The organism is Burkholderia sp. Ac-20349 (genome assembly GCF_017104865.1).
Lineage (GTDB): Bacteria > Pseudomonadota > Gammaproteobacteria > Burkholderiales > Burkholderiaceae > Burkholderia > Burkholderia aenigmatica.
On the sequence record NZ_JAAGPM010000042.1, the window covers coordinates 1 to 13,627 of the forward strand.

General features: G+C 67.1%; 16 protein-coding genes. 10 read left to right on the forward strand and 6 right to left on the reverse strand.

Annotation, left to right across the window (positions count from 1 at the left end; translation table 11 throughout):
* A partial coding sequence (locus G3N61_RS15820) for a TolC family protein (RefSeq protein ID WP_241017769.1) occupies window positions 1-738 on the reverse strand: 738 nt, incomplete at its 3' end.
* A 163-nt stretch (window positions 739-901) separates the two neighbouring features.
* On the opposite strand from G3N61_RS15820, the gene G3N61_RS15825 reads away from it, so the two are divergent.
* Window positions 902-1,738, forward strand: a complete 837-nt coding sequence (locus G3N61_RS15825; RefSeq protein WP_205822973.1) for a helix-turn-helix transcriptional regulator — start codon at window positions 902-904, stop codon at window positions 1,736-1,738.
* Window positions 1,739-2,136: 398 nt separating this feature from the next.
* Here G3N61_RS15825 and G3N61_RS15830 read toward each other — a convergent pair whose 3' ends face one another.
* Window positions 2,137-3,102 carry an SDR family NAD(P)-dependent oxidoreductase gene (locus G3N61_RS15830; protein WP_205822975.1) on the reverse strand — a complete coding sequence of 322 codons (966 nt, stop codon included), beginning with the start codon at window positions 3,100-3,102 and terminating at the stop codon, window positions 2,137-2,139.
* 138 nt (window positions 3,103-3,240) lie between these two features.
* On the opposite strand from G3N61_RS15830, the gene G3N61_RS15835 reads away from it, so the two are divergent.
* On the forward strand, window positions 3,241-4,158 hold the full coding sequence (locus G3N61_RS15835) for an AraC family transcriptional regulator (protein WP_043182937.1): 918 nt from the start codon (window positions 3,241-3,243) through the stop codon (window positions 4,156-4,158).
* A 307-nt stretch (window positions 4,159-4,465) separates the two neighbouring features.
* Window positions 4,466-5,173, forward strand: coding sequence for an SDR family NAD(P)-dependent oxidoreductase (locus tag G3N61_RS15840; RefSeq protein WP_205822976.1), 708 nt, complete (start codon window positions 4,466-4,468; stop codon window positions 5,171-5,173).
* A gap of 31 nt (window positions 5,174-5,204) precedes the next feature.
* Here the strand turns inward: G3N61_RS15840 and G3N61_RS15845 are convergent, their stop codons facing one another.
* Window positions 5,205-6,170, reverse strand: a complete 966-nt coding sequence (locus tag G3N61_RS15845; RefSeq protein ID WP_089450523.1) for a LysR family transcriptional regulator — start codon at window positions 6,168-6,170, stop codon at window positions 5,205-5,207.
* A gap of 213 nt (window positions 6,171-6,383) precedes the next feature.
* Between G3N61_RS15845 and G3N61_RS15850 the strand changes: the two genes are divergently transcribed.
* The 4 genes from G3N61_RS15850 (at window position 6,384) to G3N61_RS15865 (ending at window position 8,336) form a co-directional block, all read left to right on the forward strand.
* Window positions 6,384-6,848, forward strand: coding sequence for a RidA family protein (locus G3N61_RS15850; protein WP_205822978.1), 465 nt, complete (start codon window positions 6,384-6,386; stop codon window positions 6,846-6,848).
* Window positions 6,849-7,128: 280 nt separating this feature from the next.
* The gene (locus tag G3N61_RS15855; protein WP_205822980.1) at window positions 7,129-7,548 is read left to right on the forward strand and encodes an organic hydroperoxide resistance protein; all 420 of its coding nucleotides are present in this window, start codon (window positions 7,129-7,131) and stop codon (window positions 7,546-7,548) included.
* Between the two features lie 70 nt (window positions 7,549-7,618).
* The gene (locus G3N61_RS15860; protein WP_205822982.1) at window positions 7,619-7,945 is read left to right on the forward strand and encodes a DUF4148 domain-containing protein; all 327 of its coding nucleotides are present in this window, start codon (window positions 7,619-7,621) and stop codon (window positions 7,943-7,945) included.
* Between the two features lie 61 nt (window positions 7,946-8,006).
* Window positions 8,007-8,336 (forward strand): DUF4148 domain-containing protein, encoded by a 330-nt coding sequence (locus G3N61_RS15865; RefSeq protein WP_205822984.1) that lies wholly within the window; start codon window positions 8,007-8,009, stop codon window positions 8,334-8,336.
* 259 nt (window positions 8,337-8,595) lie between these two features.
* On the opposite strand, the gene G3N61_RS15870 is transcribed toward G3N61_RS15865, so the two are convergent.
* Both G3N61_RS15870 and G3N61_RS15875 read right to left on the reverse strand, forming a co-directional pair.
* On the reverse strand, window positions 8,596-9,327 hold the full coding sequence (locus tag G3N61_RS15870) for a methyltransferase domain-containing protein (protein ID WP_205822985.1): 732 nt from the start codon (window positions 9,325-9,327) through the stop codon (window positions 8,596-8,598).
* Between the two features lie 43 nt (window positions 9,328-9,370).
* A complete protein-coding gene (locus tag G3N61_RS15875; RefSeq protein ID WP_205822987.1) occupies window positions 9,371-9,898 on the reverse strand; it encodes a VTT domain-containing protein in 528 nt (175 codons plus the stop codon).
* Between the two features lie 284 nt (window positions 9,899-10,182).
* On the opposite strand from G3N61_RS15875, the gene G3N61_RS15880 reads away from it, so the two are divergent.
* From G3N61_RS15880 to G3N61_RS15890, 3 genes are all read left to right on the forward strand, one after another.
* Window positions 10,183-10,848, forward strand: coding sequence for a response regulator transcription factor (locus G3N61_RS15880; protein WP_205822989.1), 666 nt, complete (start codon window positions 10,183-10,185; stop codon window positions 10,846-10,848).
* The gene (locus G3N61_RS15885) at window positions 10,845-12,230 is read left to right on the forward strand and encodes an ATP-binding protein (RefSeq protein ID WP_043182925.1); all 1,386 of its coding nucleotides are present in this window, start codon (window positions 10,845-10,847) and stop codon (window positions 12,228-12,230) included. Before G3N61_RS15880 ends, G3N61_RS15885 begins: the two co-directional genes overlap by 4 nt.
* Window positions 12,231-12,336: 106 nt before the next feature.
* Complete coding sequence (locus tag G3N61_RS15890; protein ID WP_089450516.1) at window positions 12,337-13,053, forward strand: GNAT family N-acetyltransferase; 717 nt, start codon at window positions 12,337-12,339, stop codon at window positions 13,051-13,053.
* A gap of 48 nt (window positions 13,054-13,101) precedes the next feature.
* On the opposite strand, the gene G3N61_RS15895 is transcribed toward G3N61_RS15890, so the two are convergent.
* Window positions 13,102-13,557 (reverse strand): MarR family transcriptional regulator, encoded by a 456-nt coding sequence (locus G3N61_RS15895; RefSeq protein ID WP_043182920.1) that lies wholly within the window; start codon window positions 13,555-13,557, stop codon window positions 13,102-13,104.
* Window positions 13,558-13,627 lie beyond the last annotated feature (70 nt).

Consider the following 13,627-nt stretch of genomic DNA (forward strand, 5'->3'; position numbering starts at 1 on the left):
TGCTAGCGCGATGCGCGCGCTGTCGATCGCCTGCGCGGTGCGGGCCTGCTCGCGCGTCGCGGCCGCGACTTCGCTTTCCGCCTGGCGTTGCTGCGCGACGTTGTCGATGCCTTTCGTGACGCGCTGGCGCGTGAGCACGAGCGCTTCGTCGGCGCGCGTGTATTCGGCCTGCGCGACGTCCTGCTGATCAAATGCGTACGCGAGATTCACGTAGGCGCGCGCAACGTTCACCGACAGCAGCACGCGTGCGGCTTGCGCTTCGATCTGCGCGGCGCGCGCTTCGCCGAGTGCGGCTTCCCACGCGGCACGGCGGCCGCCCCAAAGATCGAGATCCCAGCTCAGGCCGAGATTGATCTCGCGCGTGTGGCTGAAGAAGCCGCCGCCCTCGCCCGACGAGAACTGGGTGCCGGACAGCCGCTCGGCCTTCGCGCTCGCGCGGCCGACGAGATGCGGCAGCCGCGCGGCCTGCGCCTCGACTACCAGTGCCTGCGCTTCGCGGGCGCGCGCATCGGCAGTCGCGAGATCGGGGTTGCCGGCGAGCGCCTCGTCGATCAGGGCAGTCAGTTGCGCATCGTTCAGCGCACGCCACCAGTTGGCGGCCGGCCAGTCGGCGGCCGGCGCATGCGCGAGGCTGCGCGATGCGGCGAGCGCGTCGGCATTGCGCAACGTGCCGGCCGGCGCGAGCCCGTCGCGGCTCGCGCACGCGCCGAGCATGACGAGCGCCGCGGCGGCTGCCATTCGCGACACGCTACGCCGCGCGACGGCATGGCGTGTCCAGGGAGCAAGTGCTGCATGCATCGCATTCCTCTGCTTCGTATCGGTTTGAACATGACACGCATTGTTGGACGCTCCCGGACAAAGCTGATAATGTTGTTTAGACAAAAAATAATGAATTCCGGCCATGCCCATCCGAGACCCTTCTCCCCCGCGCACCGTGCAGCGCGTCGACTCCGATCCGAGCGAGCGCGAGGACGGCCCGTCGCTGATCGCCGTCTGGGGCGAAGACGACGGCAGCAATACGTACCGGCTCGGCACCCGTGAGGTCGACTGGCACAGTCATCTGCGCGGCCAGGTGTTCTGCGTGGAAAGCGGTTTCGCACACGTGCGCACGCCGCACGGTTCGTGGCTGCTGCCGCCGCATCGCGCGGGCTGGATTCCGCCGGGTGAGCAGCACAAGGTCAGCATCAGCGGTGCGTTGAGCGGCTGGAGCGTCGTGATCGCACCGGCCGCGAGCCGGCGGATGCCGGGCCGGCCGTGCGTGATCGCGATCACCGAGCTGATGCGCGCGCTCGTGCGGCGCGCGGTGTCGTGGGCTGACCAGGATCGGCTCGATGTCGAGCAGGCGCGCATCAGCGTCGTGCTGCTCGACGAGATGCGTCGCGCGCCGCACGAGCCGCTGCACCTGCCGATGCCACGCGACCGGCGGCTGCTGCGCATCGCCAACGGGATCCTCGGGCAGCCACACGACAGCCGCACGCTCGAAGCGTGGGCGGAATGGGCCGGGTTGTCCGCCCGCACGCTGAGCCGGCTGTTCGTCGCGGAAACCGGCACGAGCTTCGCGCAATGGCGTCAGCAGGCGCGTCTGACGCATGCGCTCGAACGCCTCGCGAATGGCGAGCGCGTCGCCGATATCGCCGATGCGCTCGGCTATGCGACGCCGAGCAACTTCATCGCAATGTTCCGTCGCGCGTTCGGCGATTCGCCCGCGCATTACTTCGCGAAGCGCGCGCAGCCATAACGCGGCGCGGCTTTGCCCCGCTCCTGTCCCCCTGCCGGTACAGCACCTGCCTTGACGTCGCTACAGCCGCCGTGCGACCGGCCGACGGGCTGACGATGTCGTGCCGGTACGCGTGAGCGCGCCGGATTGAATGCGGGCGCAACGTATGGTCGCCCTCCCCTCCATCGAATCGATCGAGGAACACACGGGGATGGGCCGGGAAGTCGAACACCAGACGCGTTTTTGAAACGGCGAGTTTGGATATTTAATGAAGCTATTGTGATAAGAAAAGTTATCCAAATGGTGTCGACATGATCGAAACCAGACCATTCGAAAACGCCGGTCCGGCAACTCCACCGGACCGGAAAAAAGCGTGAAATGACCGAGGCATGACGCGCATGGTCGCAACCGGGCGGATGTCAGCGCCGCGTGGCGAAGACGTCGATGCCGGTCAGTTCGGCGGACAGCGCCCAAAGGCGGGCGGCCTCTCCGGGATCGATCGCGTGCGGTCGCACCCCTGCTTCCTCGTCGCTCGTGGTCACGGTCGCGATGTCGCAATCCTCGCAGTAGACCCCGCCGAGATGCGCCAGGCGTGACGACGTCGCCGCCCACACCTGGGTCGCGGCACCTTGTGCGGTTGTCTTGAAAGTCGGATCGATGGGTGCCCCGTGCTCGTCCACCCAGCCTTGCGCCATCATTTCCGCGTGGGTCAGATGCCGCTGCAGCGGCGTGGCGATCTTGCCCGGATGCAGCGAGTAGGCCCTGACGCCGCTGCGCGCGCCGAGCGCATCGAGCTGCACCGCAAACAGCGCGTTCGCGGTCTTGGACTGCCCGTATGCGAGCCATTTGTCGTAGCCGTGTGCAAACTGGACGTCGTCCCAGCGGATCGGCGACAGTCGATGCCCCAGCGACGACACCGCGACGATGCGCGCGCCGTGGCCATGAGCGAGCACGGGCCACAGTCGGTTGACGAGCGCGTAATGGCCGAGGTGGTTGACCGCGAACTGCGCTTCCCAGCCATCGCCGACGCGCGTCTCGGGGCACGCCATGATGCCCGCGCTGTTGATCACGATGTGCACGTCGCGCCGTGCGTCGACGAAACGCGCGGCGAATGCGGCTACGCTGGCCAGATCGGCGAGGTCGAGCGCGGTAATCTCGACGCCGCTCAGGCCGTGCGTCGCGGCCCGCGCGGCCTCGGGATCCCGTGCACCGACGACGACGTTCGCACCCGCTTGCGCGAGTGCGCGCGTCGTTTCGAGGCCCAGGCCCGAATGGCCGCCCGTCACGATCGCGGTCTTGCCGCCCAGATCGACGCCGGCCAGCACGTCGCTGGCAGTCGATGCGGAACTGAAGTCGGAATGCACGGGTATCTGATGACTCGTCATGGAAGACTCCTGAAGTGATGCATGGCGCTCGCGGCCGGGCGTCGGCCGCGTCGATGCATGGCATTCATTCTCGGGTGACGTTCCTGGACTGTGAATGCAATAAAATCCGGTTTTTCGTCGAGATCGTCCGAGGGGTGCATGGATCCGCTATCGGAGGTGCTGTCGCTGCTGGAAACGCGCGACTCCTATTTCACGGGCCTGCGCGCCGGTGGAGACTGGGCGATCGCCCTTCCCCCGCCCGACGGGATCAAGTTCAATGCGATCGTCGAAGGTTCGTGCTGGCTGACGGTCGATGGTGCCGGTCCGCCCGTCCGGCTGCGCGCGGGCGATTGCTTTCTGCTCACCGCGCCTCGCGCGTTCTGGCTGGCGAGCGATCCGGCCGTCGCACCGGTGGCCGCGGCGGAGGTGTACGTGAATACCGAGAGCGGCATCGCGCACTACGGCGAGCCGACGAATTGTTTCCTGATCGGTGGCCGCTTCTCTTATGAGGACGGGGCGCAGCTGTTGCTCGGCGGCCTGCCTCCGGTGGTTGTCGTGAACGGAGAGTCGGAGCAGGCGGCGGTGATGCGCTGGGCGTTGCAGCAGCTCGCACACGAATTCGGCGCGTCGTCGCCGGGGGCGTCGCTCATGGTCCGGCAGCTCGGGCACATGATGCTGGTGCATATCCTTCGGCTCTACGTGACCGAGGGCGCGCCCGACAACACCGGATGGCTCGCCGCATTCGGGGATGCGCGGGTCACGGCGGCGCTCAGCGCGATTCACGCGGCCCCGGCACGACGCTGGACCGTCGAGGATCTTGCCGCGTGCTGTCATGTATCGCGTTCGACGTTCGCGCTGCATTTCAAGCGACGGATGGGATTCGGGCCACTCGAGTACGTGCTGCGCTGGCGGGTGCAGCTCGCGATGCGCGAACTGCGCCGCTCGAACGTGTCCGTGTCCGCGATTGCGCAGCAGCTCGGTTACGACTCGGATAGCGCGTTCGGACACGCGTTCAAGCGCATCGTGGGTTGCTCGCCGCGCACCTATCGCGGTCTCGGCATCGATCCGGCCGGCTGAAATCCGGCTGCAACCCGGGGCACGCGACGACAGCCGGCACGCGATGCGATCGCCGTTCGCGCTGCACCCCGATCGCATTGCTATTTCCGTCGGACACCCTTACTGCCCGCGCTCCCGGCCGGTGACGCGGTTCACGCATGTGCCGCGCGACGGCAGCCTCCCTCCTCCCCATTTGTTCCCCCGACGCAAGACTGTTGCTCCACGGTGGGTGTTCGAGATCGTGACTTGCGCGCCTACAGTTGGTCCATCGGATTCATTGATCCGGTCGGCACCGAAGCCGAGAACCATTCACCTATCGAGGCATATCATGAGCGCATCCAAAGTCATCATCGTCACCGGCGCATCGCAAGGCATCGGCGCGGAAACGGTCAACGCATTCCGGGCCCGCGGCCATCGCGTCGTCGCCACGTCACGTTCGATCGGGCCGTCGAACGATCCCGATCTCGTCACCGTCGCGGGCGACATCGGCGATCCGGCCGTCGCACGGCGCGTGGTCGACGCCGCCATCGAACGTTTCGGCCGCGTCGACACGCTCGTCAACAACGCCGGCGTGTTCATCGCGAAACCGTTCACGCAATACACCGCGGACGACTATGCGCAGATCACGAGCGTCAACCTGAGCGGTTTCTTCCACGTCACGCAGCATGCGATCGCCGCGATGCAGAAGCACGGCAGCGGCCACGTGGTCAGCATCACGACGAGCCTGATCGATCACGCGAACAGCAACGTGCCGTCGGTGCTCGCGTCGCTGACGAAAGGCGGATTGAATGCGGCGACGAAGTCGCTCGCGATCGAGTATGCGAAGGCCGGCATTCGCGTGAATGCGGTGTCGCCCGGCATCATCAAGTCGCCGATGCAGGCGCCCGAATCCCATGCGACGCTCGCGTCGCTGCATCCGGTCGGCCGCATGGGCGAGATGAGCGACATCGTCGACGCGATCCTGTACCTGGACTCGGCGCCGTTCGTCACGGGCGAGATCCTGCATGTCGACGGCGGCCAGAGCGCCGGGCATTGACGCGCAGCGTTGAAACCGCGAGCCGGCGCGCCTATCGCGATGCGCCGGCCCGTTTGGCGCGTGTCGCGGCCACCGGCCTGGCGGGCGCGTGCGCCAGATGCTCGACGAGAAAATCGACGAATACACGCACGCGCGACGACAGAAAGCGCGCATGCGGATACAGCAGCATGAACGGCCGCGACCGGCCGCCCAGGCCGGGCAGCACTTCCACAAGCGTGCCGGCGCGCAGATCCTGCTCGACGATGAAGCGATAGGTCTGGAACAAGCCCGCACCGCTGCGCGCGAGCGTCACACCGGCAATGTAGTCCCCCGACGTACTGTAGCTGCCGGTCGTGGCGACATCGATTCCCTCCGATCCATCGTTGAACAGCCACGGAATCGGCCGCCCGCTGCTCGGCAGCTCGAACTGGATGCATTCGTGCGCATGCAGGTCGTCGATGGCGGTCGGCATGCCTGCGCGCTTCAGGTAGCCGGGCGTCGCGACGACCACGAGCTCGGCGTCCTCCAGCTTGCGTGCGACCAGGTTCGAATCGGCGGGCGCGCTGCCGCGGATCGCGAGATCGTAGCCTTCCTCGGCGAAGTCGATGTTGCGGTTGCTCAGGTGGGTTTCGACGCGTACGTCCGGGTACCGCTCGCGAAACGCCGGCAGCAGCGGCAGCACGCGATAGTGTCCGTACGGCGTCGGCATGCTGATCCGCAGCAAGCCGGCGGGCGTGGCCTGCTGGCCGGTCGCCTCGCGTTCCGCGTCGACGAGTTGCGACAGCGCGTCCCGGCATTGCTCGAAATAGCGGCGGCCGGAATCGGTCAGGCGGATCTGGCGTGTCGTGCGCACGAACAGCCGCACGCCGAGACGCTCCTCGAGCCGCGCGACCGACCGGCTGACCGCGGCCGGCGTGACGCTCGCCGCGTTGGCCGCCAGCGTGAAGCTGCCGAGTTCGGCGGCGAGACAGAACAGCTCGATGCTGCCGAGCAGCAGATCGTCGAATTGTCGTTGCATGGGGCGATTCCTGTCGTCTCCGGCGTGTGGCGCGCGATGAAGCCGAGTGTGCATGAATCTCGCGCGGGAAACCAGCAGGCGCGCATCGCGCGATTCGTTACACCGCGTCGTGAATCAATTGCGCCGCCGACATTTACCGGCTTCGGCCGCATGACTACAGTGGTTCACAGGCAGCACCGATCGCCCGAACCCTTATCCCGCAAGGAGCACGACATGACCGTCGAACAGAAGCTGGCCGACCTCGGCCTCACATTACCCGAACCGCCGAACCCGCTCGGCAGCTATACGGCCGTCAGCGAAGCCGGCAACCTGCTGTTCATCTCGGGACAGCTGCCGCTCGTCAACGGCAGGATTGCCTATACCGGCCGCGTCGGCGAGCAGTTGAGCGCCGACGAAGGCAAGCATGCCGCCCGGCTCGCGGCGCTGAACGTGCTCGCGCAGATCCGCCGGCACCTGGGCGGGTTCGAACGCCTGCGCAAGATCGTGCGCGTCGAGGGGCACGTGAGTTCGGCCGACGGCTTTTTCGGGCAGCCGGCCGTGATCGACGGCGCGTCGGACCTGTTCGCCGCCGTGCTGGGCGGCAAGGCCGGACACGCGCGCTCGGCGTTCTCCCAGCGTCAGTTGCCGGCCGATGCGGCCGTGATCCTCGTCGTGATCGCCGAGATCGACCCGGCGTGACGGTTCGGCCGCCCTGCGGGGCGGCCAGCCATTTCCTTCCGGAGGGTGTTTTCGCTCGCCCTGCCCGGATGCGTCGCTTGTGCCGATCCTTCGAATATCAGGGATCGATCGCCGGGAATCCTTGTCTGGCAATGCCGCACACGTTCCAGATACATTGAAATACAAAATATCGTATGCGATTTAATCGAATGCGCTTGACGAGGCCGATCGTCTCGACGAAACTCCATCGCATGCGATCGAATCGCATCTGAAACAAACCACCCAACTGACGGAGCAAATGATGAGCAAGATCGAAACAGTGCTGTACACGGGCAAGACGCATACGACTTCGGGCGGCCGCGATGGCGCGGCGCGCAGTTCCGACGGCCGCCTCGACATCCAGTTGTCGTCGCCGGGCAGCGCCGGCACCGGCACCAATCCGGAGCAACTGTTCGCGGCCGGCTGGTCGGCCTGCTTCATCGGCGCGATGCAGCTTGCGGCGCGTGCCGCGAAGGTGACGCTGCCGGCCGATCTCGCGGTCGACGCCGAAGTGGATCTCGGCACCGCCGGCAACGCGTACTTCCTGCAGGCCCGGCTGAACGTGAGCGTGCCGGGGCTCGATCGCGACGTCGTGCAGCGCATCGTCGACGCCGCGCACCAGACCTGCCCGTATTCGAAGGCGACGCGCGGCAACATCGACGTCGACATCCGTATCGCTTGAACGATGTATCGGGCGGCCGAGCGCCGCCTGCCGAATGCCCGATTCCTTTTCTTTCTTTTCGAGGTGAATGATGAATACCCGACTGATCGCCGCCCTGCTCGTCGCTGTTTCGGCCTCTGTTGCCGCACCGGCGTTTGCCAGCGAAGCCACCGTGACGCGTGCGCAGGTGCGCGCCGAGCTTACGCAACTGCAACAGGCCGGCTACCCGTTGAATCGCGCGACCGACGCAACCTATCCGGACGATCTTCAGGCTGCACTCACGCAGATCCATGCGGCCGATGCGGTCGCCCGCACCGAGCAGGCTTCCGGCTACGGCAGCAACGGCGATGCGGCGACGCAATCGGGCCGTCGGCATGCGGTCAGCGTGGCCGATCGCTCGGTGTATTTCGGTCATTGAGCGCGGCACATCGTCGATACGCGAACCCTGATTCCTTTCTATCCCAGTCCTGTCGAGGTAAATGATGAAAACCCAATTGATCGCCGCCCTTCTCGTGGCCGTTTCCGCATCCGCTGCCGCACCGGCGTTCGCCGATGCAGCCGTCGTATCCCGCGCGCAGGTGCGTGCCGAGCTCGTCCAGCTCGAACAGGCCGGCTATCGGCCGGGTCGCGCGAACGATCCGCACTATCCGGACGATCTGCAGGCCGCCCTGACGCGCATTCACACGAACGACACCGCAGTGGCCGATGCAGCGACGTCCAGCTATGGCAGCGATGCCGTCGCCGCGACGCAGTCGGGCAGTCGCAGCGCGGTTCGCACGGTCGAGCGCTCGATCTACTTCGGCCATTGAGCATGGCGTGGCGGAATCGTCGAGCCCATCCGGGCAGCTCGGTACGACGTGCGAGAAACGGGGCGCGCGAGCACGACGCGCGCCTCGTCGGTCTTCCGCAAGAAACAACGTTGCAGGTCGACATGCGCCCCGCGCGTGCGTCGGCTCGGGATTCGATGGCGCGCGGCGCCGATGTGGCTGCCGACCCTAGCGACCAGCCAGCGTGGAAGAAGCGACCGCAGCCGTGGCAGGCCGAACAGCCCCCCTTGCCCGAGCGGGTTCACGATGATGGACGTCCTTCCGTCGATGGCCCGGCGCCGCTCGAGTTGAGTGATGGCGCATGGGGACATCGGGTGATGTCGAGGCTGTGCAAAGTGGTTGCTTGCGCAACCGTATCCAGCTGCGGCCGAGCACCTGGCCACGGATGCCGGACCTTGTCGATCCGGCGTTCGAAGCGATACACGATGGCGGGCGGAAAATTCATCCACGCGACGCCGATCCTGACGGCGCGAATGCGCATGGCCTCCAGATAGCGCGCCGGGATCGGGCAGCGCGGCACATACGTGAACTGGTAGAACGCGCCGTCGGCGGCCAGGTGACGCGCGAACGCGCAGTGAACGATCGCGACGGCCTGTTCGACCGGCATCGCGACGAGCGGCAACCCGCTCACGATCGCATCCGCGCGCGCCCCCCCGAAAAAGTCGCCCGTCATGCCGAGTTGCGCGGCATCCATCTGCATGATCCGCAACGCGGGAAACTGCTGTCGCAGCGCGTTCGCGAAAGAGGGATCGGCCTCCACCAGCACCAGCCGGTCGCTCGAGACACCACGTGCGAGCAGCGCGCGCGTGAACACGCCGGTGCCCGCACCGAGTTCGATCACGGTGGCGCCGTCGCGCGGGATATCGGCGGTGATCAGCGCGGCGAGCGCCGGGCCGGACGGCGCGAGCGCGCCGACCCGGCGCGGATTGCGCAACCAGGTACGCAGGAACAGCATCCATTCAGGGATTCGCATCGACAGGCTCCAGGCGGGTTCGATCGGGCAACGACATGTCCGGCTAGGCGGCCGCTTGCGCGGCCAGGTAGCCCGCCGTGATGAACAGCGTGTTCCATAGCGCGATGCCGGCCGCGGCGCCCGACGCGAATCGCGCGAAGCTCGTTTCCAGCAAGCCGGCGAGCGCCGGGGCAACGAGCCGGACGAACGGCACCAGTTGCGACCAGAGTGCGAGCCGCGTGGGCCGCGTGCGGATTCCGTCGATCAGCGCGTCCATTCTTGCGGGCTGCAGCCTGCCCAGCGGCGCGACGCGGCGCAGCAGCGTCAGCACGCTGTCTTCCGGCCACAGGTTGCCGAGCGCGTAATGCAACAGGCAGCCCGCGAAGCTGCCGAGCGCCGTGACAACGATCGCTTCCGGCAAGGTCCATGCGCCTTGCGCGCTGGCGACGCCGATCATCGTCAGGAGCACGTGGGACGGCAGCACGGGGATCAGCCGTTCGATCAGCGACAGGCCGACGAGGCAGGCGATGCCGTTGGCGCTGGCCAGGCTGAGTGCGAGACCGAACGGGACGAGCGTGGCGAGCTGGTTCATCGCGCGGCTCCCGCGCGGCGGGCGCGCAACGCGCACGACGTGCGCGACCTTCCATGCCAGAATGGCCCGCACCGGGGCGGTGCGAAGCGGGTGCTTCGGGCCGCATTGCGTTGCAGCAACGAAATTGAAGGACGTGACACGGTCATCGCGAGCCTCTCGAAAAAACGCCAGATGCATTGCACCGGCAATGCGGCGAATGGCACGCATCGTGGCCGCCAGGCTTTAAGAAGTTTTTAATCGCGGTCGGTCAGGCTGGCGACCTCGACATTCGAGGAGCGAAACCGATGCATATCCTGCTGGTGGAAGACGATGTCATGCTGGCCGACGCCGTTTGCGCGGGCCTTCGGCAGAACGGCTGGCGCGCGGACTGGTCGGCCGACGTGCCGGCCGCGCGGCTCGCGCTCGTCGGCCATGACTACGACGCGGTGCTGCTCGACCTGCAGTTGCCGGGCGCGTCCGGATTCGCGCTGCTCGGCGCGATGCGCGCGAACTACGACCCGACGCCGGTATTGATCGTGACCGCGCGCGATCAGTTGAGCGACCGCATCCGCGGCCTCGACGCCGGTGCCGACGACTATCTCGTGAAGCCGTTCCAGCTCGACGAGCTCTATGCGCGGCTGCGCGCGCTGACGCGCCGCAGCCAGGGTCGCGTGTCGGAGCGTCTGATCTACCGCGACGTGCACGTCGATCCGGCGCGCCAGGCAGTCACGCGGGCCGGCGAACCCGTTGCGCTCAGCATTCACGAATACCGCACGCTGCTCGCGCTGATGGAGCGGCAAGGCCGCGTCGTCACGCGAGCGCAGCTCGAAGAGCGCGTGTACGGCAACGACAGCGAGATCGAAAGCAACACGATCGCGGTGTACATCCATCAACTTCGGCGCAAGCTCGGCGACGAACTGATCGTGACGGTGCACGGCTTCGGCTATCGCGTCGGGGAGAGCCCCGCATGAAGTCGCTACGTGTGCGCCTGCTCGCGACCGTGATGGCGGCGGTCGTCGTGTTCTGGGCGAGCTGGGGGGCGTTTCTCGGCATCGGCCTGTGGCGTGAGCAGCGCGGCTGGCGCGACAGCATGCTCGAGAGCGCCGCGCAACTATTGCTCCTGTCGTTGCCCGATGCGATCGACCGCCTGCCCGCGGCGAACGCCCAGGCGGTCGTACCGAACACCGCGTATGGCAAATACGACGTTGCGTTCCAGGTCTGGGTCGACGGCCGCAACGTGATGCACAGCGCGGATGCGCCGGGGCCGGCACTCAAGGCCGACCTGCGGGACGGATACGGGGTGAGCACCGGGCGTGGCGCCGCGCACGACGAGACCTGGCGGGTCTACTCGCTGTCGGATCCGGCGGGCCGGATTCACGTTCAGACGGGCGGCCCGGCCACGACCTGGCAGGAGAAGGCGAACAACGCGCTGCAACTCGGCCTGTTCAATACGGCGGTGATGCTCGGGATGCTGGGCGTCGTGATCTGGTGGGTGATCCGCTGGTCGTTCGGGCCGGTGCGCGAGGTCCAGCACGCGATCCAGCGGAAGGCCGCGTTCGATTTCTCGCCGTTGCCGCTGGTGACGCTGCCGCGCGAACTCCGCCCGCTGGTCGAGTCGTTCAATCGCCTGCTCGCGCGGCTGAGTCAGGCTGTCGACACCGAGCGCCGTTTCATCGGCGATGCGGCGCACGAGTTGCGCACGCCGCTCGCGGCCTTGTCGGCCCAGGCGGAAGTGGCGTTGCAGGCGAACAGTCTGGCGGACAAGAACGAAGCACTGCGTAGGCTGGCAACAGGCGTCGAGCGCAGCGCTCGTCTATCCGGGCAATTGCTCGAACTGGCGCGGCTGGATGCCGGTTCGCGCGCCGAACAGCATGGGCCGGTGGAACTGTCGCGGCTCGTTGCGCTGATCGCGAGCGACTTCGACGCGGCCGCGCATGCGCGTGGACAGACGGTGCGGATCGCGGTCGACCCGGTGCGCGTCTGGGGCGATCTGGACGAGATCGCGATTGCGGTGCGCAACCTGCTCGACAACGCGCTGCGTTACGGCCGTGACGGCGGGCGGGTCGAGATCACGTGCGCCATCCCTGCCGATGCGGATGGCGCGCGGGTCAAGCTGCGTATCGCCGACGACGGGCCCGGCGTGCCGGTCGGCGAGCGCACGCGGATCTTCGAACGCTTTTACCGCGTACCGGGTACGGTGCAGCCGGGCAGCGGCATCGGCCTGTCGCTCGTCGCGCGCATCGCGGAGTCGCACGGCGGGTCGGTCGAGGTGACGGCCGGTATCGGCGGGAACGGGCTGGCGGTGATCCTGTCGTTCCCGATCTGGGTGGATCCGGAACGGTGGCAGCGCTAGTGCGGCGTGCCGTGCCGGCGACGCGATCGATATCGTTACGCCGCGCCCTGCCCGGCCGATCACGGTCTATGCTGTGCCACCGACACCTTCAATCGAGGAGCAGCCGATGTCCGATGCAACGACCGGAAACGCGACAGGCCGTGCACACCCGCTCGACCACGTGGTGTGGAATGCGCTGACGGGCCGGCAGCGCCGCTTGGCGCTCGGCAACGACCGGGCATGGCGGTTTCCGGCGGCCATCGCGCCGTTTGCGGCGATCGAGGACCCGAGCGCGGCCTCGTTCGACGCGTTGCGCGCCCTGATTGCCGCACACGGGCCGGCGGCGCTGGTCACGCCGGACGAGGTCGAGCTGCCGGCGGGATTGTCGGCGATCCGGCGCGCGAACCTGCTGCAGATGGTCTGGCAAGGGGCGCTCGACCCGGCGCCCGAATCCGGACATGTCACGCTCGCCGAAGCCGACGTGCCGGACATGCTCGCGCTGACCACGGCCGCGCAGCCCGGCCCGTTTGGCCCGCGCACGTTCGAGCTCGGCCACTACATCGGCATCCGCAGCGAAGGCCGGCTGGCCGCGATGGCCGGCGAGCGGATGCAGATCGACGGGTATACCGAGATCAGCGCCGTGTGCGTGGATGCCGCGTTCCGGCGGCAAGGGCTCGCGGCGCGTCTGATGCGGGCGTTGATTGCGGAGATCGATGCGCGCGCGGATACGCCTTTCCTGCACGTCCTCACGTCGAACCAGGTCGCGATCGAGCGCTATCTCGCCCTTGGTTTCGCCATCCGCCGCGAGATGCACCTGCTGGTGCTGGGCGACGCGCACGCATGACGACGCGGCCGGCGCGATACACGTGCCGGCCGCCGCTTGTCCGGGCGTTTATTCTTCGGTTGACTGGATCAGGTTGCCGCGCAGCGTGACGATCGCCTTCTGCATCTTCGCGAATTCGTCCGGCTTCAACCCGGTGGCTTCGACCAGATTCATGTCGAGCCCCTTCTCGCGCAAGCGGCGGCCGCTCTTCGTCAGGCTGACGAGCACCTGGCGTTCGTCCGACGGATCGCGGTGCCGCTCCAGGTAGCCCATTGCCTCGAGCTTCTTCAGGATCGGCGTCAGCGTATTGGATTCGAGGAACAGCTTCTCGCCGAGCTGGCCGACCGTCTGGTTGTCCTGCTCCCACAGCGCAATGATCGCGATGTATTGCGTATACGTGAGGCCGAGCTCTTCGAGGATCGGTTTGTAGGCCTTGCCGAACGCGAGGTTCGCCGAGTAGATCGCAAAGCACAGGAACTCGGACAGCTTCGGCGCGGCGGCGGATGGGGCTTCGGTCGGTTTCATGAACGTCCTCCAGCGACGCGAACGGTCGCAGATGGACGCATTATATATCGCGTGCGATCTTATCGGAAGC